At 60.0% G+C, this 24,141-nt stretch carries 22 protein-coding genes and 1 pseudogene; 14 read left to right on the top strand and 9 right to left on the bottom strand.

Features of this window, described 5'->3' with window-relative positions:
- Positions 1–28: 28 nt before the first annotated feature.
- The 5 genes and pseudogenes from ACL2XG_RS01735 to ACL2XG_RS01715 all read right to left on the bottom strand — a co-directional run bounded on the left by ACL2XG_RS01735 (position 29) and on the right by ACL2XG_RS01715 (position 4,279).
- On the bottom strand, positions 29–757 hold the full coding sequence (locus ACL2XG_RS01735) for a 3-deoxy-manno-octulosonate cytidylyltransferase (protein WP_413723037.1): 729 nt from the start codon (positions 755–757) through the stop codon (positions 29–31).
- Between the two features lie 23 nt (positions 758–780).
- Entirely contained in the window at positions 781–1,332 is a 552-nt protein-coding gene (locus ACL2XG_RS01730) for a hypothetical protein (RefSeq protein WP_413723552.1), read from the bottom strand.
- 105 nt (positions 1,333–1,437) lie between these two features.
- A pseudogene (locus tag ACL2XG_RS01725) lies at positions 1,438–1,788 on the bottom strand (alcohol dehydrogenase catalytic domain-containing protein); the annotation flags it as partial.
- Positions 1,785–3,116, bottom strand: coding sequence for an aspartate aminotransferase family protein (locus ACL2XG_RS01720; protein ID WP_413723038.1), 1,332 nt, complete (start codon positions 3,114–3,116; stop codon positions 1,785–1,787). The pseudogene ACL2XG_RS01725 and the gene ACL2XG_RS01720, both read right to left, overlap by 4 nt.
- 14 nt (positions 3,117–3,130) lie before the next feature.
- Complete coding sequence (locus ACL2XG_RS01715; protein WP_413723039.1) at positions 3,131–4,279, bottom strand: sialidase family protein; 1,149 nt, start codon at positions 4,277–4,279, stop codon at positions 3,131–3,133.
- Positions 4,280–5,286: 1,007 nt separating this feature from the next.
- Here ACL2XG_RS01715 and ACL2XG_RS01710 point away from each other — a divergent pair.
- The 4 genes from ACL2XG_RS01710 to ACL2XG_RS01695 all read left to right on the top strand — a co-directional run bounded on the left by ACL2XG_RS01710 (position 5,287) and on the right by ACL2XG_RS01695 (position 9,651).
- Positions 5,287–6,330: a LacI family DNA-binding transcriptional regulator gene (locus ACL2XG_RS01710; protein WP_413723040.1), complete on the top strand. Its 1,044-nt coding sequence runs from the start codon at positions 5,287–5,289 to the stop codon at positions 6,328–6,330.
- A gap of 231 nt (positions 6,331–6,561) precedes the next feature.
- Positions 6,562–7,857, top strand: coding sequence for an MFS transporter (locus tag ACL2XG_RS01705; RefSeq protein ID WP_413723452.1), 1,296 nt, complete (start codon positions 6,562–6,564; stop codon positions 7,855–7,857).
- Between the two features lie 26 nt (positions 7,858–7,883).
- Entirely contained in the window at positions 7,884–9,047 is a 1,164-nt protein-coding gene (locus ACL2XG_RS01700; protein ID WP_410014682.1) for an L-talarate/galactarate dehydratase, read from the top strand.
- A 256-nt stretch (positions 9,048–9,303) separates the two neighbouring features.
- Positions 9,304–9,651, top strand: coding sequence for a DUF488 domain-containing protein (locus ACL2XG_RS01695; RefSeq protein ID WP_410014681.1), 348 nt, complete (start codon positions 9,304–9,306; stop codon positions 9,649–9,651).
- A gap of 5 nt (positions 9,652–9,656) precedes the next feature.
- On the opposite strand, the gene ACL2XG_RS01690 is transcribed toward ACL2XG_RS01695, so the two are convergent.
- Complete coding sequence (locus ACL2XG_RS01690; RefSeq protein ID WP_413723041.1) at positions 9,657–10,688, bottom strand: ABC transporter substrate-binding protein; 1,032 nt, start codon at positions 10,686–10,688, stop codon at positions 9,657–9,659.
- Between the two features lie 68 nt (positions 10,689–10,756).
- Positions 10,757–11,803, bottom strand: a complete 1,047-nt coding sequence (locus tag ACL2XG_RS01685; RefSeq protein WP_413723042.1) for an ABC transporter permease — start codon at positions 11,801–11,803, stop codon at positions 10,757–10,759.
- A gap of 491 nt (positions 11,804–12,294) precedes the next feature.
- On the opposite strand from ACL2XG_RS01685, the gene ACL2XG_RS01680 reads away from it, so the two are divergent.
- The gene (locus ACL2XG_RS01680) at positions 12,295–13,107 is read left to right on the top strand and encodes an ABC transporter ATP-binding protein (RefSeq protein WP_410016799.1); all 813 of its coding nucleotides are present in this window, start codon (positions 12,295–12,297) and stop codon (positions 13,105–13,107) included.
- 18 nt (positions 13,108–13,125) lie between these two features.
- On the opposite strand, the gene ACL2XG_RS01675 is transcribed toward ACL2XG_RS01680, so the two are convergent.
- Positions 13,126–13,716 (bottom strand): carboxymuconolactone decarboxylase family protein, encoded by a 591-nt coding sequence (locus tag ACL2XG_RS01675; protein WP_413723043.1) that lies wholly within the window; start codon positions 13,714–13,716, stop codon positions 13,126–13,128.
- Positions 13,713–15,077: an MFS transporter gene (locus ACL2XG_RS01670; protein WP_413723044.1), complete on the bottom strand. Its 1,365-nt coding sequence runs from the start codon at positions 15,075–15,077 to the stop codon at positions 13,713–13,715. The genes ACL2XG_RS01675 and ACL2XG_RS01670 overlap by 4 nt, the downstream gene beginning before the upstream one ends.
- A gap of 271 nt (positions 15,078–15,348) precedes the next feature.
- On the opposite strand from ACL2XG_RS01670, the gene ACL2XG_RS01665 reads away from it, so the two are divergent.
- The 9 genes from ACL2XG_RS01665 to ACL2XG_RS01625 all read left to right on the top strand — a co-directional run bounded on the left by ACL2XG_RS01665 (position 15,349) and on the right by ACL2XG_RS01625 (position 24,101).
- Positions 15,349–16,062, top strand: a complete 714-nt coding sequence (locus ACL2XG_RS01665; protein WP_410014676.1) for a GntR family transcriptional regulator — start codon at positions 15,349–15,351, stop codon at positions 16,060–16,062.
- Positions 16,059–16,841, top strand: coding sequence for an ABC transporter ATP-binding protein (locus tag ACL2XG_RS01660; RefSeq protein WP_413723045.1), 783 nt, complete (start codon positions 16,059–16,061; stop codon positions 16,839–16,841). The genes ACL2XG_RS01665 and ACL2XG_RS01660 overlap by 4 nt, the downstream gene beginning before the upstream one ends.
- A 2-nt stretch (positions 16,842–16,843) precedes the next feature.
- The gene (locus ACL2XG_RS01655) at positions 16,844–17,617 is read left to right on the top strand and encodes an ABC transporter permease (protein ID WP_410014674.1); all 774 of its coding nucleotides are present in this window, start codon (positions 16,844–16,846) and stop codon (positions 17,615–17,617) included.
- A gap of 5 nt (positions 17,618–17,622) precedes the next feature.
- A complete protein-coding gene (locus ACL2XG_RS01650) occupies positions 17,623–18,603 on the top strand; it encodes an ABC transporter substrate-binding protein (protein WP_410014673.1) in 981 nt (326 codons plus the stop codon).
- A gap of 13 nt (positions 18,604–18,616) precedes the next feature.
- Entirely contained in the window at positions 18,617–19,633 is a 1,017-nt protein-coding gene (locus tag ACL2XG_RS01645) for a zinc-binding alcohol dehydrogenase family protein (protein ID WP_410014672.1), read from the top strand.
- A 97-nt stretch (positions 19,634–19,730) separates the two neighbouring features.
- The gene (locus tag ACL2XG_RS01640; protein WP_331122548.1) at positions 19,731–20,147 is read left to right on the top strand and encodes a PaaI family thioesterase; all 417 of its coding nucleotides are present in this window, start codon (positions 19,731–19,733) and stop codon (positions 20,145–20,147) included.
- 9 nt (positions 20,148–20,156) lie between these two features.
- Positions 20,157–20,942 (top strand): VOC family protein, encoded by a 786-nt coding sequence (locus tag ACL2XG_RS01635; protein WP_410014671.1) that lies wholly within the window; start codon positions 20,157–20,159, stop codon positions 20,940–20,942.
- A complete protein-coding gene (locus ACL2XG_RS01630; protein WP_410014670.1) occupies positions 20,939–22,489 on the top strand; it encodes a class I adenylate-forming enzyme family protein in 1,551 nt (516 codons plus the stop codon). Before ACL2XG_RS01635 ends, ACL2XG_RS01630 begins: the two co-directional genes overlap by 4 nt.
- The gene (locus tag ACL2XG_RS01625; protein WP_413723046.1) at positions 22,479–24,101 is read left to right on the top strand and encodes a gamma-glutamyltransferase family protein; all 1,623 of its coding nucleotides are present in this window, start codon (positions 22,479–22,481) and stop codon (positions 24,099–24,101) included. Before ACL2XG_RS01630 ends, ACL2XG_RS01625 begins: the two co-directional genes overlap by 11 nt.
- Positions 24,102–24,141 lie beyond the last annotated feature (40 nt).

Raw genomic sequence — 24,141 nt, 5'->3', positions numbered from 1 at the left:
CTCCTCCTGATAACATGATGGCGCGGGCTCAGACCAGGAGACTGCGCGCTATATTAAGGTCATCCAGGGTGTCAACGCCCAGGGGATTGACATCCACAATGGAAATATCAATGCGCATGCCGTGCTCCAATGCCCGCAGTTGCTCCAGTTTTTCCCGCTGTTCCAGCGGACTGGGCGGCAGTTGGGAAAAGCGGGTCAAAGCATCGCGCCTGTACGCATACAGACCTATATGGTGATAATGCTCGCCGCCGCCCCAGGGAATAGTGTTGCGGCTAAAATAGATGGCCCGTCCGGCCTTGCTTCCCGGCGGCATAGAGACGGCCACCTTAACCACGCTATCGGAAAGCCGCTCGTTCGGGGCGGCGATAACCGATGCGAGCGTCGCCACTTCGGCGCCGGGGCGGCGCAGCGGCGCCACCAGGGTTGTCAGCATCGCGGGATTGGCCGTGGGCATATCTCCCTGCAGGTTCACGATCACCTCATATTTGCCTGCCGGGTCGACAGCTTCCAGTGCGGCAAATACCCGGTCAGACCCGCTGTTAAGCCGTGGATCGGTCATGACCGCCTCACCTCCCACGTCGCGGATGGCCCCGGCAATCGCTTTATCGCCGCAGGCGACAATGACCGGCCCAAGATCGGCTTCTATGCCGCGCCGCCAAACGTGAACAATCATAGGGAGGCCGTTAATATCGGCCAGCGCCTTGTTAGGTAGCCGGGTTGAGGCCAACCGGCTGGGAATAATCGTGACGATATTCATATTATCCTCGGTTGAATCGCGCTTTAAAGCTGCTCATGCGTGATGATTTTTTTATTGGATTTTATTTTCCCATAATTAGCAAAAACATTATTAATATCCTCAAACGAATGAAAACTCAGTAAATTATCATGCTGCGTACTCCAATTATCCGCCAGCAGCGCCGCGGCGTCGGCCATATGGATACTATCGCCATTCAGATGACACAATATGATTTCAGGCTGTTTCCAGGGTAATCGTTCTGGAATAAACGGCTCATCGGCATGGTATCTGCTGAGCACCACCAGCCTGGAACATTTATCCAGTAGATCACAAGCCTGGCGAAAGCCACGGGAAGCGCCGGTCGCTTCGAATATAAGTTGAAAGCGCTGCCCGGCCATGGGGGCCTTGATTCGGTCCGGATACAGGCTTCGTAATTGGTCGACTTTATAATCATTATGATCATGGATATAAACATCGGCCCCGGTGATTTCGAGCAGCGCGAAAATAAGCAAGCTCCCCAACCCGCCGCAGCCCAGCACCAATATTTCGCCTTTACGGCCCGATACATTGCTTAACGCCACGGCATGAAGCGCCACCGAGAGGGGCTCTACAAGCGCGCCGATATGATCTTTCCGGTAAGCGGGTAATTTATGGACGTACGAATAATGGATGTCTATGTACCCGGCATACCCACGGTTGGTATAATGTTGCTCACCGCCCCTGACGCAAAGATGGCCTTTTTTTTGCCGGCAATAATGGCATTGACCGCAGCGAAAGTTGGGGTCGATAACCACCTGGCTGCCTGGCTGCAAGTTGATTACGCCGGCGCCGGCGGCTTTGATCACACCGCAATGTTCATGCCCTAACGATACGGGATAGCCTTCGTTCCTGTGGCCCAGATAAAATGATTTATCCGTACCGCAAACGCCGCAATAATTTATTTTTATCCTGACATAACCAGGGGCGACCTCTTCCTCAAGCTGACGGCTGGCAAAAGAAAACCGCCCCGGCTCCAGTAGTATCGCTACGGTATTTACGCACGCTCCGCTCATGCGAGTCCCCCCGTCTGTTCCAGCGCCGCAACCGCGGCGGCGGCTTGCTCAAGGGTGTAGTCGATATCAGCGGCGCAATGGGCCGTGGAGACATACCATAGTCCCTCGGGGGTAATCCTGACGCCCCTCGCCTGCAATGCCGCATGCCACATGACGAGCAGCGGATGGCTGAGTTCACGCCGAGCTGTACGATAATCGCGGGCAACCGCCGGCGCTGCCCGAAAAGTGGTGGTCACCGCGCCGGGACTTGCCCTGACTTGCAGGGGCAACGCCGTGCCGGCGGCAATGTCTTGTAATCCCGCCCGCAGCGACTCACTCAGTAGATGAATTCTAGCCAGCTCCGCGCCGCCGTTATCGGCGAGTATTTCCAGGTTAGTTATTGCGCCGGCAAGGAAAGGCGGGAACGCATTATAGGTACCGGTATGCAAGGTTTGGGCGCCGGCAAGCAATCGCATATACTGTTCTTTACCGCCGACAGCCGCCAGGCAAACCGGACCGCCCAGCGCCTTGGCGAAGGTGGCGATATCGGGGATTACGCCATACCTGGCCTGGGCGCCGCCTATAGCTGTCCTGAAACCCGTTTGGATTTCGTCGAATATCAGCGGAATACGGTAGTGGTCGCACAGCTCCCGCATTCTGGCGAGATAGTTTTTTTCCGGCAGGATATTGCTCCAGAAGCTGTTAAACATGATGGGCTCGGTCACTACCGCGGCGATATCCCCGGCCTGACTGGCTAACACGCGCTCCAGCGCGTCGGTATCGTTCCAGCGTAACGCGAGGATATTACCGGCGTCGCCGGCGGGTTGCCCACGCGACATGGCTAACAGGGCGCCGGTATCTTGGGCGGTGTCTTCCGGGGTACTGAATCCCCAGGCGATATTGTCTAGCCAGCCGTGGTAATGCCCCTCGAAACGGATGATTTTTTCACGGCCGGTGGCGGATCTGGCCAGGCGCAGCGCGACATGCACCGCCTCCGAGCCGGAATTGCAAAAGCGGACCATCTCCGCGCCGGGCACCAGGGCTTTTATTTTTTCCGCCAGGACAATCTCCAGTTCGGTTTGCCCGGCGAAAAATTGGCCCGCCTGATATTGCTGCGCAATGGCGTCAAGGATACGGGGATGGGAATGACCGGTAATTAACGGCCCCCGGCCCAGGACATAATCTATGTATTTATTTTCATCGACATCCCATACATATGCCCCTCGCGCTTTTTGATAGAACAGGGGGTGCGGTTGCCAGTTGGCCCGATTATTACTGGACACGCCTCCGGGAATAACATTCGACGCTTTTTTATACAGTGCGTCGGAAATGGCATAATTCATGCTCATTCATCCTCCTTTTGCTAAATCACCAGTGACCGAAAGTCTTTGATAATGTGAAATGTGATTAGGTTGGTATATTGCCCATTTTTTGCAAAGCAATCGCCGGACCGCGCCACCAAAAATATGTCCTGTCCTGAAATGACAAAAGAGGGGTAATTCCTGGCGTGATATTCTGTTTCACCTTTGCTGATAACGCTCGCCTGCACCCAATCAATGCAATTGGATGAATAATAAAGCCCTAAAATATTTCTTTGGTTCGACGGTAAATTATACCTTCCCTGCGGCGTGGCGGATAATTTACACATTGAGTCTGTGATTATTGAAGATGCCATCCAATACAAGTGGGTGAGGGTGTCGTATGTGATAAAAAATTTCAGGCTGCCGCCGGGAAACGGGATAAACGATAATAACTTGCCCGACGGCGCGGTAACGACCTGCAGGGCGATACCGCCGTCCCGCTGCTCCACCGCTTTAAGCACCGCGGCATAACCGCTGCCGTTGGTATTGGTGCGCATGATGATGTAAAGCGTTGCATTCGCGGGATCGTGCCAGATATGTTTAGGATCCGTTATTCGGACCACATTCCCCTCAAGCCAGCCTGGCGGGGAGGCGTTGATGGCCGGCATCAGGGATCGTGGACCGGCGGTTTCGGAAGGATAAAAGGGAATACCAAAATTCTCCCCGAAGCTCGCCGCGCAATAGTTGAATTTTTCGTTAAAGGAAAAACCGGTGGAAAATGTCCAGGCCGACCTGTCCAGCAGATTATCACGCCCATTGCCCCGCAGTACGACCGGCGTCAGCCCCGCGACGTTCCAGCCGGATATGCCCAAATCGGTTCTTAAATCCATGCACATATAGATAGCGCCGTTTTCCTGCAATATATTCGTCGCAGAACCATGCCACAATTGATTGCGGGTCAGTGCCGCCGGCGCCGACCACGTCAAGCCGTCGTCCTGCGATCTGATGATATAGAGATCGCCAGCGTTGCCGATAATGTAAAGGCAGCCCTGGCATTCGAACAGCCGCGCGTGCCAGAAGGGAAAGGATCCCTGCTCAGCCCAGTGCCGGCCCTGATCGTTGGAAATAAATATTTTACCTATGCCGCGGCGTTTTGTACGGCTTCCATTGCTGGCTTCCTGGTTATCCAGGCCGGGGCCACCGAGATCCATGGTCACAACCAGCCTGCCGTTGGTCGTTTTTACTATTGAAGGGGTATAGCACCAAAGCCGGGTTGGATTGTTAGAGCGATAAATAATACGCCCATTAGAGTCAGTGTTATCCATAGGTCTGCCCCATGCCATAATCGCATCCTTTAGCGCACTTGTTATTACATTCTTATTGCATTATTTGATACATTCTTATTACGCTCGTTGCTGCGCATCAAAGAACGCTTAATAGTTTTATTTATTATTATTGGAAACTATGTTCAAATTAAACACATGTGGAATAATTCATGTGGAATATTTTAATGACGCATCTAAAAGCATTAAATAATATATCTATAACAGCCTACGCGGCGCGCTGATAAAAAATCATCAGCGTCAGCCACTCCACTCTGGTACATTTTCCTGGTTAATGTCAATATGTATTGATGAAATATATAAACAGTTACTCAACCCGATTAATTTGATAAGGACATAGCGCCCCGCTCATCCTCATTTTATGATATTGGCGCCATATCTCATTGCCAAAAAAGCGCTCGCGGTAAAGATGCGCAGCGGCTTCGCATACCTTAGCCGTAAAGCAAACGTTGGCACTTCCGTCGATAACGGCGCCCAGCACAGGCACCCATAATAAGCAGCATATTCCCCAACGGCCCGCAGATTGAGCAGAATAAGGGCGGGGAACGCAGTCAGCAGTCCGGTAACACCGGTGGCGCCGGCCCGTCTCAACCATGGCGATGCTTTTATCTTTAAGCGGCAGGCCGCCGACGGTGCTTCAGCGCGCTATTCCAAAATGATTCCAGGGAATGCAAGAGGCTGATATTCTTCAGAAGCAAGCCGCATAAATAGCCCCCGCCGCTGATACTCCCATGGCAATGTGTTACTCTTTTACCGGTAATGTCCAAGACGCCTTTTATTGCCCAATGATGGCATTGCCATGGCGGCATGCCGGATTCAGGGGTTGGGTAAAGACAGTATTTTGGCGGAAACTGCAGTTAAACAAGACGGTAATTATGGTAAAAAAATCCACTAAAAACGCCGCCAGCGCGTCGGCGCAAAGCCCTACGCTTATCGATGTCGCCAGGATAGCCGGCGTTTCCCCCATCACCGTGTCGCGCGCCCTGAACCGCCCGGAGCTGGTCTCTCCCGCGGCCCAGGAAAAAGTCTTCGCCGCGGTGCGCGCCACCGGCTATGTGCCGAATATGCTGGCGGGAGGGCTTGCCACCCGCAAAAGCCGGCTGATTGCCATTTTTGTCCCCACCATCGCCAACTCCATTTTCGCCGATACCGTGCAGGCGCTGATGGACAGCCTGACCGCCGAGGGTTATCAAACCCTGCTGGGCCTGACGGGCTATTCCAGCGAACGGGAGGAGCAACTGCTCGACGCCATTCTGGGCCGCCGCCCCGACGGTATCGTGCTGGCGGGCACGCTGCATACCGATGAAAGCCGCGAGAAGCTGCGCAAAGCGGGCATACCGGTGGTGGAGATTTGGGACTTAAGCGACGCGCCCATCGATATGCAGATCGGTTTTTCCCATGAGCAGGTGGGTATCGAGGTGGCGAATCATTTATTCCAGCGCGGCTACCGGCGCTTCTCGCTGCTCACTCTTGAGGACGCCCGCGGCTTGCGCCGCAGCCGCAGCGTGATAGCCGAACTGGCGTCCTGCGGCGTGCATGACGTTTCCATCGAGATTATGCCGGCGCCCGCCACGCTGGCCTCCGGGCGCGAAGGGTTAACGCGCATTCTGGCGCAGCACGGCTTACCCGAAGTTATCGTCTGCAGCTCGGACACCATCGCCGAGGGAGTGCTCGCCGAGGCGGCCAGCCGGGGGATCCGGGTGCCGGATGAGCTGGCGGTGATGGGTTTTGGCGATCTGTCCAGCGCCGCGCAGGTATTCCCCGCCCTTTCCACCGTCAGGGTGGACGGCGCCAGGATCGGCCTGCTGGTCGCCCAGGCGCTGCTGGTGCGTTTTAACGCTAAAAACCAGGAGCCCGCCCCGCTGCGCATCGACACCGGTTTTAGCCTGATCGAACGCGGCACCACAAAATTAATATGAATTGGCTCACAAATAACAGGTCTTTTTATTGAATGATTGCGCAATCATATTAGCATGATCGGTGTCAGTCATCGGACCTGGTGTTCCTGCGATCGTAAATGATTGCGCAATCATATCGAACCCCATCTCCTTTTTATCTACCCAGCGCCGCCTGGTACCCTACAAAAAGGAAATAACGTGAACAATAACACCGTCCCGGCGAAGACGAATGTTCGCTATTTGATACTCGCGATGATTTTTCTCGTGACCATCTTTAATTATGTTGATCGTGCCACCCTGTCCATCGCCGCGCCCATGTTGCGCAAAGATCTGGGGTTCGACGCCGTGTCGATGGGCATCGCCTTCTCCGCCTTTGGCTGGGCTTACACCGGCATGCAGATTCCAGGCGGCATCATCCTCGATCGTTTCGGCTCGCGCCTGGTGCTCGGCATCAGCCTGATCGCCTGGTCGGTGCTGACCTTTCTGCAGGGTTTTGTCGATATGTTCAGCTCCGCGCTGCTGGCGTTGTTTGTCCTGCGCTTTTTGATGGGCATTGCGGAATCACCGGCCTTCCCCGCCAACAACCGGCTGACGGTGATGTGGTTCCCCGGGCACGAGCGCGGCATGGCCACCGCGGTATTCCAGTCCGCGCAGTACGCCGCGCTGGCGATTTTTACCCCTGTCATGCTATGGCTGCTCAGTACCTGGGGCTGGCAGCATGTGTTTTTCTTTACCGGCGGTACCGGCATCCTGATCGGCCTGCTGTGGTTTTATGTGGTGCGGGACCCGGCCAGGCATAAACGGGTTAATCAGGCGGAGCTGGATTATATCGAAGCCGGCGGCGGCCTGGCGTCCATCGGCGAGGCGCCGACGCCGTTCAGCTGGCGCCAGATCAGGACCATCGGCGCTAATCGCATGATGCTCGGCATCTACCTGGGGCAGTTTTGCCTGACCTCCATCACCTGGTTCTTCCTGACCTGGTTTCCCACCTATCTTATCGAGGCCAAGGGCATGACCATCCTCAAGGTGGGGCTGGCGGCGGCCATCCCGGCGGTGGCCGGCTGTCTTGGCGGTATCGTCGGCGGCGCCTGGTCCGACTGGATGCTGCGCCGCGGTTTCAGCCTGACCGCGGCACGGAAAACCCCCATTATCTGCGGCCTGTTATTATCCAGCAGCATCGTTATCGCCAACTATGTGCAATCCGTTCCGCTGATCATCGCCGTGATGTCGCTGGCGTTTTTCGCCAAAGGCGTGGGCAACCTCGGCTGGTGCATCGTCGGCGATGTCTCCCCCCGGCACGCCCTGGGCATCAGCGGCGGCATGTTTAACCTGTGCGGCAACCTGGCCAGCATCGTTACCCCCATCGCCATCGGCGTGATAATCAAGCAATTCGGTTCATTTGATTGGGCGCTGGTGTATGTCGCCGCCATGGGCCTGCTCGGCGCCTTCGCCTATCTGGTTATCGTCGGCCGACTGCGCCGCCTCGACAGCGAGGACGCGGCGACGCCCGGCGCCGGACATTTCGCCGCCGGTGCAAAACAATCCTAACTTTTATCCCTTTCACAGGAGAATGTATGATGTCCATTACCCCATCCACTGCTCAATGCGCGGATAACGATACCATCAGCTGGGTACGCGTTTCCTCGGTATTCCTGCCTCTGGCCAATCCGATAAGCGATGCCAAGGTGCTTACCGGCCGGCAAAAACCCATGACCGAAATCGCCATTTTATTTGCCGAAATCGAAACCCGCGACGGCCATCAAGGACTGGGTTTCAGTTATTCAAAACGGGCCGGCGGACCCGGCCAGTTCGCCCACGCCGGCGAAATTGCGCCGGTGCTTATCGGCGAGAACCCCAGCGATATCGCCAAACTGTGGGACAAGCTGTGCTGGGCCGGCGCGTCGGTCGGGCGCAGCGGGCTGGCCACCCAGGCCATCGGCGCCTTTGACGTGGCGCTATGGGACCTGAAGGCCAAACGGGCCAACCTGTCGCTGGCGCGTCTGCTGGGCGCGCAGCGCGATTCGGTGCGCTGCTATAACACCTCGGGCGGCTTCTTGCACACGCCCCTCGATCAACTGATGAAAAACACCGATATTTCGCGGGAAAAGGGCATCGGCGGCATCAAGCTGAAAGTCGGCCAGCCCGATTGCGCGCTGGATATTCAGCGGGTCAGCGCCATCCGCAAGCATCTTGGCGACAGCTTCCCGCTGATGGTGGACGCCAACCAGCAGTGGGACCGCCCCACCGCGCAGCGTATGTGCCGCCATTTCGAAGCGCTGAACCTTATCTGGATCGAGGAGCCGCTTGATTGTTACGACGCGGAAGGCCACGCGGCCCTGGCGGCGCAGTTTGACACGCCCATCGCCACCGGCGAGATGCTGACCAGCGTCGCCGAGCATTGGGAATTTATCAAAAACCGCGCGGCGGATTACCTGATGCCTGATGCCCCGAGAGTCGGCGGCATCACGCCATACCTGAAGGTGGCCGCGCTGGCCGAGCATGCCGGCCTGATGATTGCCCCGCATTTCGCCATGGAGCTGCATGTGCACCTCGCGGCGGCTTATCCGACCGAACCCTGGGTGGAGCATTTTGAATGGCTGGAACCGCTGTTTAATGAACGCCTGGCGATCAAGGACGGCCGCATGCTGGTGCCCACCCGTCCCGGCCTTGGCCTGACGCTGAGTGAACAGGTGGCGGCCTGGACCGCGCAGACCCTGGAAGCCGGCCGGCGCGCCTGACGCACGCCATGATGGTCAACGCTCCCCGCCGGCCGCCGGCGGGGTAAAGCAAAAGCGCCGGCCAGGACCCGGGCAGGCTGAAAAACCTTGTTCAGGGATAACGGCATCGCGCGCGCCGCTGTTTAACCGGCGCGGTGATATTGCTTTCGCCGCCGGCGCTGCTGCATGATGGCGGGGCGGCGGGAACGCTGCGCATAATAAGGCATGCGCGGTACGGCACCCAAGGCGATACCGCGCTGGTCGCGACGGAGGCGGGATGATTTATTGCAAACGCGTTTATGAACCGGTTGAACCCGGCGACGGCTACCGGGTATTGGTTGATCGATTGTGGCCGCGCGGGGTGAAAAAAAACGCCCTGCCGATGGATTTATGGTGCAAAGAGGTCGCGCCGTCGCAGGCGTTGCGGCAGGCGTTTCATGCCTCTTTGCTGGACTATGACGGTTTCCGCGCCGCTTACCGCCAGGAGCTGCGGGACAATGAGGCGGCGTGGCGCCCCCTGGCTACGCGCGCCGCCACGGGGGATGTCACGTTACTTTATGCCTCGCGGGATACGCTGCGCAACCACGCCATGGTGCTGGCGGAATTTTTACTCACCGCCGGTTGACGGCGTCACGCGCTTAAAATATCGGGCACCGTTTTATTGATAAACGTACGGGTATCGGTATCGGCCCGGATGACGTTAATGGTTTTCAGTTCATCCACGTAGGCCGCCAGCTCGGCGCGCAGATGATGGCCGGTGGTGTGGTGGCCGTGGGTATGCTCGGCGAGGATGGCCTTGACCTGCGCCGCGCTGATGGTGCTGGGCAGAAAAGGCGCGAAGATCTCGGCGGTTTCTTCAGGATTATCCACCGCCCACTGCTGGGCGTCGACCACCGCCTGGGTTATCGCCCGGGCGGTCCCGGGGTCGTTGCGCACCAGCGCGCCGCTTAGCGCCAGTACACAGCAGGTGCGATCATGGTAAGCGCCGCTGAGGTTGGTGGCCACCTCGAACAGATCGTCGCGTTCACGGATCAGCCAGCCCTGCGGGTCGGTGGCGGCAATCGCCTGTACCTCGCCCTTGCGCAGCGCCTCGCCGGACAACTGTTCGGGATATTGTACCCAATTGACATCGCTGTCGGGATGGAATCCCTGTTTAGCCAGCTGGATGGCGAAAAAGTTTTTTACCGGGCTTGCCTGGTCGCTTACCGCCACCGCCTTCCCCACCAGATCCCGCACCTGGGTAATGCCGCTGTTTTTGGCGGTGATAAGCCGCATGCAGCCGCCGTGGGTACCCACGGTCAGGGCGACGTCAAACCCCTGCTCCAGGGGTTTTAGCCAGCGCAGCGCCATGCCGATGCCGGCCTCGGCCTGGCCGGTTGACAGCGCGACCAGCGGGGTATCGCCGTCGGTAAAGTTGACCGTTTCCACCTGCAAGCCGTACTTGGTGAAAAACCCCTTTTTATAGGCCACTGAAATCGGCGCCTGGCAAATGCCGGCCTGATGCCAGGCGATGCGCACGGTTTTCAGCGGCGCGGCGGCGGGTGCGCCCACGGCCCGGGCCAGGGGTAAGCCGGAGAATAGCCCTCCGCCCAGGGCCACGCCGCCCAATACGCCCGCCGATTGCAAAAAATGCCGTCTTGTAACCTTAATATTCGCCATCATGACTCCCGAAAGAAAATATAAAAAATACGATTTGCGGCGTTATTTATGGGTGCCGAAACCCGCAATAATTACCATTTCACCGCCCCGCTCTGCCAGGCCAGCAAACGATCGCGCACGGCGAACAGCACCGTTATCAAGGTGGAAAATAATAACGCCATCACAATCAGCGCGCCGTACATATTGGAATAAGCGGCCCAACCCTGCGCCCATTGCAAATACCAGCCCAGGCCTGATTTCACTCCCATCATTTCGGCGGCCACCAGTACCGAAAAAGAGGCGCCCAGCCCCATGAACAGGCCGACAAATACATGCGGCAGCGCCGCTGGAATAACCACCCGGGTAATCAGAAACAGGGGTTTGGCGCCCAGGGTGCGTGCCACGTCATAATAACTTTTATCGACGCTCGCCACGCCGGACCAGGTTAATACCGTCACCGGAAACCAGGTGGCCAGGGCAATCAGGAATATCGCCGCCGAAAAGCTGGAAGGAAAGAAATAAAGCGTCAGCGGTAATAATGCCGTTGACGGCACCGGCCCGAGAAACCGTAATATCGGGTGCAGCCAATATCCCAGACTTTTTGAACAGCCGATGGCGACGCCGGTTAAAAATCCGCTCAGGCTGCCGAATAAAAAACCGAAGAACAGCAGACGCAGGGAGTGCAGCAGACTGTCGCCCAGCCGGAGCCAGTCGGTGGCGTAGGCTTCCACCAGCGCATGCGGCGGCGCGAAAAACGGCGCCGCCAGCCACGCCAGCTTGGCGGTCGACACCTCCCAGGCCGCGACAAACAGCGCCAGGGCAAAAAACCATTTACCACCGGACCGGACATGGCGCGTTAGCGGGGCGATAATCAAGCGTAGCAGCGGCAGGCGTTCTCCCAGGGAAAACAATAATAATAACAGGGCGATGCCCGCCGCCAGGGCGTGCGTTTGCGCAATATAAAGCGGGCGGGCAAAACCGACCGGTTTATCCGGCCAGAGGATCATCAGCGCCGCCACCGCGCCCCAGGCGACGGCGGCGCAAAAGCCCATGGTCCAGAACCCCAAGTCCTGCCCTTGCCCTCGCGCAGAGACTGCCGCGGCGGACGAGGCCGCCGGCTCCCATGCCTCGGATGTCATATAACCTCCCGGTAATTTTTGGCGATATAGCCTGGCCGATAAAGAAGCCAAAAAATGACGGCGACATTATCCGCTGCGGGTATATGCGTTTTTATTCTTTATAAATGCGTTCCCAATGAATATACTCAAATGTGTGTAGCCATAAAGTATATTAATCAAACCCATTCTCATTTAAGCTGCCTGACAGGGGATAAATGTTATTATCAATTAACATTGTTTGGCGATATTTAGCATATTATTAACGTTTACCTTTGCCGGCTAAAACGTTTAATTCAGCAGATGAAGTGACAATATAACTACGCCGCAATTCTCAATAAGTAAATATCATTCTGGAATTAAATATAATTAATTAGACCATAGGTGCGCTTGTGATGGAATTTTTACTGCGTTACGTTAGGGGAAGAAAAAAGTGCCGGATATATATGCATAAAGTAATTATCGTTATGCGGCAATAAGCTTTCGCTATTTATTTAAGGAAACAGCATATGACCCTGATCATCAATAAGCCCGACGCTCCGTCCACCTTTACGCCGTCAGGCGCCGGCGCCGGTCTGCGACTGGATATAAACCGGGTCAGCCATGGTTTTGATCTTGGCGGCGGGCTATTGCCGGTATTGGAGCAGGTCTCAATCAGCGTGGCGCCCGGCGAGTTTATCGCGCTGCTGGGACCGTCGGGCTGCGGCAAATCCACCCTGCTCAGGCTGGTGGCCGGCCTGGAAAATCCGCTTTCCGGCCAACTGCTGGAAGACGGCGAGCCTATTCGGCGGCCCGATCCGGCGCGGGTGGTGGTATTCCAGGATCCCACGCTGTTTCCCTGGCGCACCGTCTGGCAAAACGTGGCGCTGGGCCTGCAGGCGCAGGGATTACTTAACGAACGGGGCCGGCGGCGGGTCGATGGGGTGCTGGAACGCGTGGGGCTGGCGCAGTTTGCCCAGGCCTATCCCCGGCAGCTTTCGGGCGGCATGGCGCAGCGCGCGGCGTTGGCCCGCGCGCTGGTCAACGACCCGCGTCTGTTGATCCTGGACGAACCGCTGGGCAAGCTGGACTCGCTGACGCGCATCCGTATGCAGGGGGAACTGGTCGGCCTGTGGCGGGAAAAGCGCTACAGCGTGCTGATGGTCACCCACGACGTGGAGGAAGCGCTGCTGATGGCCAACCGGGTCGTGGTGTTCGGACCGCGTCCCGCGCGTATCCTGGAAACCATCCCGGTCGCACTGCCCTATCCGCGCAGGCGTAATCATCCCACGCTTATCGCCTTGCGCACCCGGGCCTTGGCGCTGCTGGGGGCCGAAGCCGGCGCCTGACCCGGGCTGCGCGCGGGTTTATTCGAACGCTTTCGCAATGCCCAGCGTATGCGCGTATACCGCTCCGGCCCGGATCACCAACGCCACCGCATACCCCTCCTCCAGCGCCTGCGGCAGCGCCCCGGCCCGCAGCGCCGCCTGGTGAAACGCCAGCCGCAGCCCTTCCCGCTCTTTGGCCAGGGCCACCGCGGCGGCGGCCACATAACGCAGCGTCAACGGCAGCGTCGGTTCCCGCAGCAGGGTATTAACGAAAATAGTGCGGTCGTTCTCTACCGGCAGTCCACTCAACGGCGATGATCGCACAACTATCTCGCCGTCCGCGCTAATATCGATATCGACGCCCGGCAGTGTTTCCAGCGCCGCGGTGATATAGGCGGCGGCCAAGACGTCGTTCCTGACGGCGCCCAGCCGGCGCGCCAACCGCGCATGGTGTTCAATACAATAAGCACAGCGCGTCACCTGCGCGACCGCCACCGCCACCAGATGTTTATCCCGGCTGCTTAGCGCCCCATTGTTCCAATGGCTGCGGGACAGGTTTCTGAACGCCGCGGCATGCGGACTGGCGGCCTCAAGCGTCGCCAAAATATCGGCATCATGTTGATGACTCATGCGAGATCCTCGGCATCTAACGAGACGGCGCCGGCCGGCGCGGCGCGTGCCGCGTTACGGCCATCCCGCACCGGATCTTGCGCGGCAAAGGCGGCAACCAGGCTTAATAAAGCATAAAACGAGATATAGGCGCTGATAAGCCAGGGCGAGCCGTCACCCACCGAAAACAGATAGGTGGCGATAAATGGCGTCAGGCCGCCGGAGATCAGCGTCCCTACCTGATAACCGATGGAGACGCCGCTGTAGCGCACCTCGATGGGAAATTGCTCCGAAAACCAGGCCGCGCCCGGTCCATATATCGCGGCGTCGAACACCGCCAGCGCCACGGCCACCACCAGCGGCAGAAACGTCAGATTGCCGTGGTCCAAAAACCAAAAGAACGGCCAGACCAGAATGCCGATGCCCAGGATGCCGAAGACCGCCGGCGCGCGGCGGCCGATTTTGTCGGAGAGCAGCGCCCAGAAAGGCGTGGCGATAATCGCCGCCGCGGAACCGACCAGAACGGCGGTCAGCGCCATGGTGGCGTCGCCGCGTTTTAATACCAGGTAGCTCAGCGCGTACGTGGTTAGGATGGCATACATCGCCGGCTGCGCCAGGCGTAATCCGATGGTGACCAGCAACCCGCGCGGATGCCGGCGGATCGCCTGCGCCACGGGAAAGCGCTGTATTTTCCCGGCGGCCTTGGCGCGCAAAAAAGCCTCGGGTTCGTCAATACGCAGGCGGACGAAAATACCGATGCCGATAAGCACGATGCTGAACAAAAAAGGCAGCCGCCAACCCCAGGCGGCAAAGGCGTCCGCGCTGATCGACGCCCTGACGATAAGAAACGTGCCCGACGCCAGCAGCATGCCGGCCGCCGAGCCGATTTGCGTGAAAGAGCCTAAAAATCCCCGGTTTTTCGGCGTGGCGTGCTCGACCGACAGCAGCGAGGCGCCGCCCCATTCCGCCCCCGTCGCGATACCCTGCAGCAACCGCAGCAAGACCAGCAGGACGGTGGCCCACAGTCCGGCGACGGCATAAGTAGGCAATAACCCGGTCAGCAGCGTCGCGACGCCCATTAAAACCAGGGAGGAGACCAGCACCCGTTTGCGCCCGACCCGATCGCCGAAATGGCCGGCAATGATACCGCCCAGCGGGCGCGCAAAAAAGCCCACGCCATAAGCGGCGAACGATCCCAACAAACCGGACAGTGGATTGGATGAAGGCGGAAAAAAGGTATGGCTGAAAATCAGCGCCGCGGCGGTACTGTAAATATAAAAATCATACCATTCCACGGTGGTGCCGATAAACGCGGCAAACGCCACTTTACGGCTTCGGCTTCGGTTCCGGCCGGCGCCGGGCAGGTCAACATAATGCGTCATTTTAATACCCCTTTAGCTTGCGTCTTAATACTAAAGCGGCAGGCGGCCCGGGACGTCAAATAACATTCATCGCTGACGATAGCCGATATTTATCTTAAGTCCCGCCATGGGTCGGCGCGATATTGTGAGCTGCTCAGATTAGCTTATTTTCGGCATAAGATATCACTTTTTCATATTGGATCACCGCGCTTAACTCATCCTACACTGCGGTTTATTAAGCGCCCCAGAGTTAATCAGTGAGCAGCTCACAAGCAGAGGAAGAGACGGTCACATGCCATTATTAAGCAAGACAGCGGATTTACCCCTGGGTGATGTCGCCTATAACCGCATCAGGCACGACATTCTTTGCTGCCGCCTGCTGCCGGGCTCCATGATTACCGAACCGGAGCTGATGGAAAATTATGCCATCGGCAAAAGCAGTTGCCGCGTGGCGCTGGCGAGGCTGTGCCATGAGCATCTGGTTGAATCGCGTCCGCGCAAAGGGTACCGCATCGCGCCGATTACCGTGCAGGACGTCGAGGAGATTTTCACCCTGCGCGTCCAGCTGGAACCGCTGGCGGCGCGGCTGGCGGTAGGCCGTGTCGATATCCAGGAACTGCGCGAGCTGGAGGCGGCCTGCCGTGTGGAGCTGCATGCGCCGTTGCCGGAACAGATCGATGTTTTTATGAACGCCAACAAGCGCTTTCACCTGGCCATCGCCCGGGCGTCGGGCAATAACCACCTGATCCGCACCCTGTCGAGCCTTATGGACGAAATGTCGCGGCTGGTGGCGCTGGGCTTTAACGTGCAGAAAACCAAACCCGAGATCAAGCACGATCATAACGCCATGATTCAGGCGTTTATCGATGGCGATGCCCGGCGGGTGGAGACCATCGCACGCCGCCATATCGAGACCTTCCAGGTGATGACGATGGAAAAGGTCTACGCCACGCTCAGCAAAGGCGGCGCGATCCTGCCGATCCTCGAGCGGAGCATGTCCTTATGAACCCGCCATTGATGACGTTGGCGGCGCGGTCCCAGGATGCCGCGGCGGGGGAAATTATCCGCGCCGAAGGCATCGGCAAGCGTTTCGGCCAGCTGCGGGTATTGGACAATATTTCCCTGGCGGTACGCGAGGGGGAAATCCTCGCCCTGCTCGGCGCCTCGGGATGCGGCAAAAGCACCCTGCTCAATATCCTCTCCGGATTGCTGACCCCCGACGAGGGCGATGTTTTTATCCAGGGCCAGTCCGCCGCCCGCTTCGACCATTGGGAGAAAGTGGCCTATTTGTTCCAGGAGGACCGCTTGCTGCCCTGGCGCAGCGTGCAGCAAAACGTTAATTTCGGGCTGGAGAATACCCGGCTGACGCGCGCCGAGCGCGCGGCAAAGGTCGACGACGCGCTGCGGCTGGTGGGGCTGCATGATTTTCGCCACGCCTGGCCGCATCAGCTCTCCGGCGGCATGCGCAGCCGGGTGGCCCTGGCGCGCAGCCTGGTGGTGGAGCCGGAAATTTTATTGATGGACGAGCCCTTTTCCAAGCTCGATCCGCAAACCCGCGGCGTGATGCATAACGAACTGCTGCGTATCCAGCAGTTGAAAGGCGTTACCGTGGTGATGGTCACCCATGACGTGGAAGAGGCGGTGGTGCTGGCCGATCGGGTAGTGCTGCTCAAACCCAACCCCGGCCGTATTCATAAAATCATCGAGATGTCGCTGCCCCATCCCCGCGTGCCCACCGAGCGCGCGGTTGCGGAACAGTCGCGCCTGTTAAGGCTGGAGGTGTGAACATGAAATCATCCGCATCCTGGATTACGCTTATCGGCCAGCGCCTGGTGCTGCTTGCCCTGTTCCTGGTTATCTGGTGGCTGGCGTCCCAGCGCATGCCGTCGTTCGTGCTGCCGGGACCGCTGAAGACCTGGCAGGCGCTGGAAGCCTTGTGGCATGGCGATTCCCTGCTGCACGATATCGGCATCACCTTCTCCCGCGTCTTGTCCGGGTTTCTGCTGGCGACGCTAGTGGGCACGGTATTCGGCCTGGCGCTCGGCGCCAGCCGGCTGCTGGCGCAGTTCTTCGAACCCCTGCTGGCGGTGTTCAATACCGTCTCGTCGGCCATTTGGGCGATATTCGCCATTATCTGGTTCGGCATTTCCGGCGCCACCACCATCTTTGTGGTGTTCATGACCGCCATGCCGCTGATCCTGACCAACGTCTGGCAGGGCGCGCAAACCGTGGATGCGCAGTATGTGGAGCTGGCGCGCAGTTTTCGCATGGGCCGCTGGCAAACGCTCTTCAAGATCTACCTGCCGACCATCCTGCCCTATTTTTTCTCCGGCGCCCGGCTGGCCTTCGGCTTTGGCTGGCGGGTGTCGCTGGTGGCCGAAACCCTCGGCGCCTCGGACGGTATCGGCTACCGTCTGCGCCAGGCCGGGGATCTGGTGCAAACCGATCAGGTGTTCGCCTGGACCTTACTGCTGGTGGCCATGATGCTGTTGCTCGAAGGAGGGCTGCTCAAGCCGCTGGAACGTCATCTTTTCCGCTGGAAACAACGCACACAGGAATAATCGTTATGAAAAAGATATTGATGGCGGCTGCGCTGGCCGCCGGCACGCTGCTGGCCATGGGTTCCCAGGCGGCGGAAAAAGTCCGCATCGGCTACTGGACCAGCGGCGTCAGCCTGGGGTACGGCGCGGTGCTGGAAAGCCGGGATTTCCTGGCTAAACGCGGTATCGACGCCGAATTTATCCATTTTCCCGATGTCAACGCCCCCATCAAGGCGCTGGCCTCGGGATCGATAGACCTGGCCTTCGGCGCGCCGCTGGCGGGCGTGTTCAGTACCGCGTCAGAAGGCGTGCCGATCAAAATCTTCGCCGCCACCCAGCCGGCCGACGTGCAGTTTGTGGTGCCGGCCGGTTCGCCGATAACCAGCCTGGCGCAGCTACAGGGTAAAAAAGTCGGCATGTCGCCGGCCGGATCGTCGGTGGCGGTTATCGCCAGCACCATTTTGCAGCAGAACTACGCTATCAAGCCGGCGGATTTCTCGCTGATTGGCGGCAATGAATCGCGCCTGGCGCAGTTCCTGGCGCAAAAGCAGGTGGACGCCGCGGCCCTGCGCTCGCTGACCATCAGCCAGCTTGACGAACTGAAGGTGACCTCCATCGGCAGCTTTGCCGGCGAATGGAAAAAGCTGACCCATACCGATGCCCTGCCCTATATCGGCGTCGGCGCGGTGCGCGCCGATCTGATTAACCAGCATCCCGACACCGTGGCGCGGGTCATTGCCGCGCTGCGCGATACCCTGGCCTGGGGCAAGGCGAATCCCGACGCCGTGGTGGCCATTTTGCAAAAACAGGCCAACCTGCCGCAAAAAGACGCGCAGGTCTACATGAGCCGCTGGGACAGCATGAACCGTATCGAGTTCGAGCCGGCGGATATCGACACCCTGAAGCGCGAACATCAGGTCTTTGTCGCCAGCGGCGCCATCAAGGGCGACCTGGACGACAGCCTGTTCGATAACCGCCCTTACCTGGCCGCCAAATCCATCAAGTAATCAGGAGCAATCTGTGAGTAACGTTATGAAAGCCTTAATTCTGGAGCAGCACGGCGACCTCGACCAACTGCGGGTGGTGAACGACAAGCCGCGTCCCGTCGCCGCGGCCGGCCATGTGGTGGTGCGCGTCGGCGCGTCGTCCTTTAATTACCACGATGTGTTTACCGTCAAGGGCATGCCCGGCATCAAGGTGCCGCTGCCGGTGGTGATCGGCTTGGATCTGGCGGGCACCATTACCGAACTGGGCGCGGGCGTCGAGGGCTGGTCCGTTGGCGATCGGGTGCTGGTCAATCCGTTAAAGCCCGGCGTCGGCCTGATGGGTGAAATGACCGACGGCGGCATGGCCGAATATGCCGCGGTGGACGCGCTGCAGCTTATCAGGCTTCCGGCCGGCGTCGACTTTGCACAGGCCGCCGCGCTGCCGGTGGCCTACGGCACCGCCCACCGCATGCTGATAACCCATAATACCGTCAAAAAGGGCGACCGGGTGCTGATCCTGGGCGCCAGCGGCGGCGTGGGCACCGCCTGCGTGATCCTGGCCAAGCATCTGGGCGCCGAGGTCATCGCCTGTGCCGGCAGCGAGGAAAAAGCCCAGGCGCTGAAAGCCCTCGGCGCCGATCATGTGGTCAATTACCGTGAAACGGATTTTTCAAAATGGGCCATCGGCCAGTACGGCAAGCCACAGCGCCGCACCACGGAAGGCGGCGTCGATGTGGTGATCAACTTTACCGGCGGCGATACCTGGCGCCCCTCCCTGAAGTGTCTGAAACGCGGGGGCATCCTGCTGGTGTGCGGCGCCACCGCCGGCTACGACCCGCAGGAAGACCTGCGTTATGTCTGGAGCTTCGAGCTGACCATCAAGGGTTCCAACAGCTTCTATCGCGACAACCTCGAAGACCTGCTGTCGATGATCGCCGACGGCCGTATCGATCCGGTTATCGACCGGGTCTTGCCCCTGGAACAGGCGGCGGAAGGCCTGCGCCTGATTCGCGATCGCGAGGTGCTGGGCAAAGTGATTGTCGCGCCGTAACGCCGCGCGCGACCCGGCCGGCCGGCCGGGGTAAGTTTATGGCCCCGCGCCATCCGGCTGTTTTGTTTGCAGACTGCATGCTATTAAGGAACAGATTATGACCGATATTACCGTCCCCACCGCCGCCGAAGTCCAGGAGCGGTTGTTAAAAGGCCCGTATCATCAATGGCTCGGGCTGGAAGTCCTGACCGTCGGCGAGGGCGAAATTACCCTGAAGGCGCGCTGGCGCGAGGAGTGGGTGGTTAACCCCGCCGGCGGCTATACCCACGGCGGCATCCTGGCCGCCCTGGTGGATTTGACCGCCGACTGGGCGCTGGTGGCGTTTACCGGCAAAGGCGTGCCGACCCTGGATTTGCGTGTCGACTACCACCGTCCGGCAAAAGGGGATTTAACCGCCGTCGGCACCGTGATCAAAGTGGGCAAGCAGTTTTCCAGCGCCGAGGCGCGGGTGTTCGACAGCGAGGGCCGGCTGGTGGCCAGCGGGCGCGGACTGTACGCCACGGCAACCGCCTAGGAAACCATCATGACCCTCCCGTTGGACCATCTGGTTATCAATACCCACTTCGCCACCGAGCGGGCGGCGCAGTGGTTCCGGGCGCTGGGTTTTACCCTGACGCCGCGCGGCTACCATTCATTGGGGTCGATTAATTACCTGATGATGTTTGCCGATCGCTATCTTGAAATCGTCGGCCTGCCCACCGACGGCGGGCGCCTGCGCCAGGAGCTGCTGGACAGTCCGGCGGGTATCGACGGCCTGGTGTTCGCCACCCGGGATGCCGGGGGCACCGCGCGCGCGCTGGCGGACGCCGGTTTTGCCCTGCAGCCGATCCAGGATTTTTCCCGCGAGGTGGCCAGCGGCGATGAGCATGGGCTGGCCAGGTTCACCACGGTGCGCCTTGCCGCCGGAACCTTTCCCGCCGGGCGGGTGTACTTTTGCCAGCACCACACCCCCGAATGGGTCTGGCGTCCCGAATGGCTTAGCCATGAAAACCAGGTCCAAAGCATTACCGGCCTGACCGTGATCAGCGGCGATGTGGAGAACTGCGGGCGTCAATACCGGCGCCTGGGCGATACCGGGCGTGATTTTGCCTTGCATATCGCCGATTACGCGGCCTTTGCCCGCCGGTTCGATGGACTGCCGTTGCCCGCCGCGGGCCGGGAGATGTTTGCCGCCGTGCATTTTCTGGGCGGCGATCTGGCGCGCATCGCCCGGGGCGCCGAGGCGCAGGGACTGCCGCTATGCTGGCGCGCGGGACGGTTACAGGTGGCGCTGCCCGAATTATCCACCCTACTCGAGTTTTTACCATGATGCAGACAACCAACCTGGGCGCCATGATCGATACCCGGCAGCCGGGCGGGCAGATTGCTTTTATCGCCCCGCTGGCGGACGACACCGCGCAGGAAATCACCTTTGACGAACTCGGCGCGCGCGCCGACGGCATCGGACGCGCGCTGCTGGCCCGGGGCTACCGCGCCGGGGAACGCGTCGCCATCCTGGGGCGCAACTCCATAGATTATATTGCCAGCCTGTTGGGCATCCTGCGCGCCGGGCTGGTGGCCGTCCCGATTAATTTCAAATTTCCGGTCGAGACGCTGGAGAATATCCTGCGCGATAGCGGCGCCCGTGTGCTGCTGGGCGATGCCGATCAGCTGTCCCGGCCGGCGATCGACCTGCCGCGCGTGGTGTTTGACGGCGCGGGCGCGGACGGGCTGGCGGCCTTTATCGACCCCGGAGAGCTGACGCCCTTCCCCGCCGGGCCGGACGACCTGGCGCTGCTGCTGTATACCTCGGGTTCCACCGGCATGCCCAAAGGCGTGCGCTTAACCCATGCCAGCCATGCCTGGGTGGTGCGTACCCGCCTTGAGAACCATGAGCTGGAGGGCGAGCGGGTGCTGATCGCCGCCCCGCTTTACCATATGAACGCGCTGGCGCTGGCGCTGTTAACGCTTGCCAGCCATGTCACCACCGTGCTGCTGCCGCAGTTCAGCGCCCGCGACTATATCAACGCCATTAGCCGCTACCGCTGCAGCTGGCTGACGGCGGTGCCGCCGATGATCGCCATGATGCTGCAGGAAAAGGATTTACTGGCGCGCAGTGATTTAACCAGCGTCAGGGTGGTGCGCATGGGATCGGCGCCGGTAACCGACAGCCTGTTCCAGCAAATCGGCCAGCTGTTGCCGCAGGCGCGCATCATTAACGCCTACGGCACCACCGAAGGCGGACCGGTGGTATTCGGCCCGCATCCGCGGGGCATCCCCACACCGCGGCTGAGCGCCGGCGCCGCCCATCCCCAGGTTAGCCTGCGTTTGCGCGATCCCCAGGGCCGGGAGGCCGCGCGCGGCATTCTGGAGCTGAAAAGCCCGGGCCTGATGCAGGGCTATCACCAGCGTCCGGACCTGCGGCCGCCGTTTACCGATGACGGTTATTATATCACCGGCGATGTGTTCGCCCGCGACGACCAGGGGTTTTATACCTTTATCGGCCGGCTGGACGATATGTTCGTCAGCGGCGCCGAGAATATCTACCCGAGCGAAGTGGAGCACCTTATCGAACGGCATCCCGCGGTACAACAGGCCTGCGTGGTGCCGGTGGCGGACGAGATAAAAGGCACCAAGCCGGTGGCCTGGGTGATCCTGCGCCCCGGCCGGCAGGCCAGCGCCGGGGAACTGAAGGCGTTTACCCTGCGCCACGGCGCGGCCTACCTGCATCCGCGCCATATCTGGCTGGTGGACAGTTTTCCCCTGGCCGGCACCAATAAGATCGACCGCCGCGCGCTGCTGCTCGAGGCGGAGCGGCGCCTTCACCAGGATGACCCATCCCCCCAGGCCACGCCGGGAGCACAGCATGACATTTAATTGGCATAACCCCTATCCCACCGTACGCGCGCCGTTATTTGCCCGCAATGTGGTGGCGACGTCCCACCCCATCGCCGCCCAGGCCGGCAACAGCGTCCTGCTGGAAGGCGGCAACGCGGTGGATGCAGCCATTGCCGCCGCCGCGACGCTCACGGTGGTGGAACCCTGCTCCAACGGCCTGGGCAGCGACGCCTTCGCCATGGTCTGGGACGGCGCGCGGCTGCACGGCCTTAACGCTTCCGGTCCGGCGCCGGCCAGTTGGGATCTGGCCCACTTTCGCCGCCGTCATGGCGAGGACGGCAACGGCATGGCCAAACGCCCGGAACGGGGCTGGGACTCGGTCACCGTACCGGGCGCCGTCGCGGGCTGGACGGCGCTGCACCAGCGCTTCGGCCGGCTGCCGTTCGAACGGCTGATGCAGACCGCCATCGACGTGGCCGAGCGCGGCGTGACCATTGCGCCGATTGTCGCGGCGAAATGGCGGGCGGCGGTGACCATACTGGCCGGGCAGCCCGGTTTTGCCGACGCCTTTATGCCCGGGGGGCGCGCCCCCGAGATCGGCGAAAAGTTTGTCTTTCCAGCCGCCGCGCGCAGCTTGCGGCTGCTGGCGCGGCAGGGCGGCCGCGCTTTTTATGAAGGCGAAATCGCCGAAAAAATCGTCGCCTGGTCACAGACCAGCGGCGGCAGCCTGACGCGCGGCGATCTGGCCGCCTACCAGCCGGAATGGGTAACGCCCATCAGCCAGGACTACCGCGGTTATACCCTGCATGAAATGCCGCCCAACGGCCAGGGCATCGCCGCGCTTATCGCCCTCGGCATCCTGGAACACTTTGATCTGGCCGGGCTCGCCCTTGACGGCGCCGCGGCCCAGCATCTGCAAATCGAGGCCATGAAGCTGGCCTTCGCCGATGTCTACCGCTACGTTGCCGATCCGGCCAGCATGGATGTGACGCCGTCACAAATGCTGGATAAAAGCTATCTGGCCGGCCGGGCGCGCCTGATCGACCCGGCGCGGGCGGCGGATCCGCAGCCCGGCCTGCCCGCCAGCGGCGGCACCGTTTACCTGGCCACCGCCGATGAAAGCGGCATGATGGTGTCGTTTATCCAATCCAATTATATGGGCTTCGGTTCGGGGGTGGTGGTGCCGGATTACGGCATCAGCCTGCAAAACCGGGGCGCCGGGTTCTCCAGCGACCCGCGTTCGGTTAACGTGGTGGCGCCCGGCAAGCGCCCGTTCCAGACCATTATCCCGGCCTTTTTGACCAAAGACGGCCAGGCGCAGATGAGCTTTGGCGTCATGGGCGGCGATATGCAGCCGCAGGGCCATATGCAGACGCTGGTGCGCATGCTGGATTTCCACCAGCAGCCCCAAGCCGCCTGCGACGCGCCGCGCTGGAAGGTCAACCGTGATTTTACCCTGGACCTGGAGGCCACCGTCAATCCCCTGGTGGCGGAACAGCTGCGCGCCATGGGCCACCGGTTGAAATCGGTCAACGATCCTTATATGGATTTCGGCTCGGGCCAGTTTATCTGGCGGCTGTCGGCGGATCGCGACCACGGTTATGTCGCCGCCAGCGACAGCCGGCGCGACGGCCAGGCGGTCGGATTTTAGCATCAAAATGGCTTTATTTATGAACCGCATACTGATAAGA

Origin of the sequence: Sodalis sp. RH24 (assembly GCF_047324145.1) — a bacterium.
In the GTDB taxonomy this organism is placed as follows: domain Bacteria; phylum Pseudomonadota; class Gammaproteobacteria; order Enterobacterales; family Enterobacteriaceae; genus Acerihabitans.
Note: the sequence above shows the minus strand (reverse complement) of the source record. Positions and strands in the feature narration are given on the sequence as shown.

Bases quoted from the DNA above. Each gene is read 5' to 3' on its own strand.
- ACL2XG_RS01650 (WP_410014673.1), top strand. From the start codon at position 17,623: ATGAAAAAGATATTGATGGCGGCTGCGCTGGCCGCCGGCACGCTGCTG.
- ACL2XG_RS01635 (WP_410014671.1), top strand. From the start codon at position 20,157: ATGACCCTCCCGTTGGACCATCTGGTTATCAATACCCACTTCGCCACC.
- ACL2XG_RS01690 (WP_413723041.1), bottom strand. From the start codon at position 10,688: ATGATGGCGAATATTAAGGTTACAAGACGGCATTTTTTGCAATCGGCG.
- ACL2XG_RS01675 (WP_413723043.1), bottom strand. From the start codon at position 13,716: ATGAGTCATCAACATGATGCCGATATTTTGGCGACGCTTGAGGCCGCC.
- ACL2XG_RS01695 (WP_410014681.1), top strand. From the start codon at position 9,304: ATGATTTATTGCAAACGCGTTTATGAACCGGTTGAACCCGGCGACGGC.
- ACL2XG_RS01735 (WP_413723037.1), bottom strand. From the start codon at position 757: ATGAATATCGTCACGATTATTCCCAGCCGGTTGGCCTCAACCCGGCTA.
- ACL2XG_RS01630 (WP_410014670.1), top strand. From the start codon at position 20,939: ATGATGCAGACAACCAACCTGGGCGCCATGATCGATACCCGGCAGCCG.
- ACL2XG_RS01640 (WP_331122548.1), top strand. From the start codon at position 19,731: ATGACCGATATTACCGTCCCCACCGCCGCCGAAGTCCAGGAGCGGTTG.
- ACL2XG_RS01685 (WP_413723042.1), bottom strand. From the start codon at position 11,803: ATGACATCCGAGGCATGGGAGCCGGCGGCCTCGTCCGCCGCGGCAGTC.
- ACL2XG_RS01665 (WP_410014676.1), top strand. From the start codon at position 15,349: ATGCCATTATTAAGCAAGACAGCGGATTTACCCCTGGGTGATGTCGCC.
- ACL2XG_RS01715 (WP_413723039.1), bottom strand. From the start codon at position 4,279: ATGGATCTCGGTGGCCCCGGCCTGGATAACCAGGAAGCCAGCAATGGA.
- ACL2XG_RS01710 (WP_413723040.1), top strand. From the start codon at position 5,287: ATGGTAAAAAAATCCACTAAAAACGCCGCCAGCGCGTCGGCGCAAAGC.
- ACL2XG_RS01625 (WP_413723046.1), top strand. From the start codon at position 22,479: ATGACATTTAATTGGCATAACCCCTATCCCACCGTACGCGCGCCGTTA.
- ACL2XG_RS01705 (WP_413723452.1), top strand. From the start codon at position 6,562: ATGATTTTTCTCGTGACCATCTTTAATTATGTTGATCGTGCCACCCTG.
- ACL2XG_RS01655 (WP_410014674.1), top strand. From the start codon at position 16,844: ATGAAATCATCCGCATCCTGGATTACGCTTATCGGCCAGCGCCTGGTG.
- ACL2XG_RS01700 (WP_410014682.1), top strand. From the start codon at position 7,884: ATGATGTCCATTACCCCATCCACTGCTCAATGCGCGGATAACGATACC.
- ACL2XG_RS01720 (WP_413723038.1), bottom strand. From the start codon at position 3,116: ATGAGCATGAATTATGCCATTTCCGACGCACTGTATAAAAAAGCGTCG.
- ACL2XG_RS01670 (WP_413723044.1), bottom strand. From the start codon at position 15,077: ATGACGCATTATGTTGACCTGCCCGGCGCCGGCCGGAACCGAAGCCGA.
- ACL2XG_RS01660 (WP_413723045.1), top strand. From the start codon at position 16,059: ATGAACCCGCCATTGATGACGTTGGCGGCGCGGTCCCAGGATGCCGCG.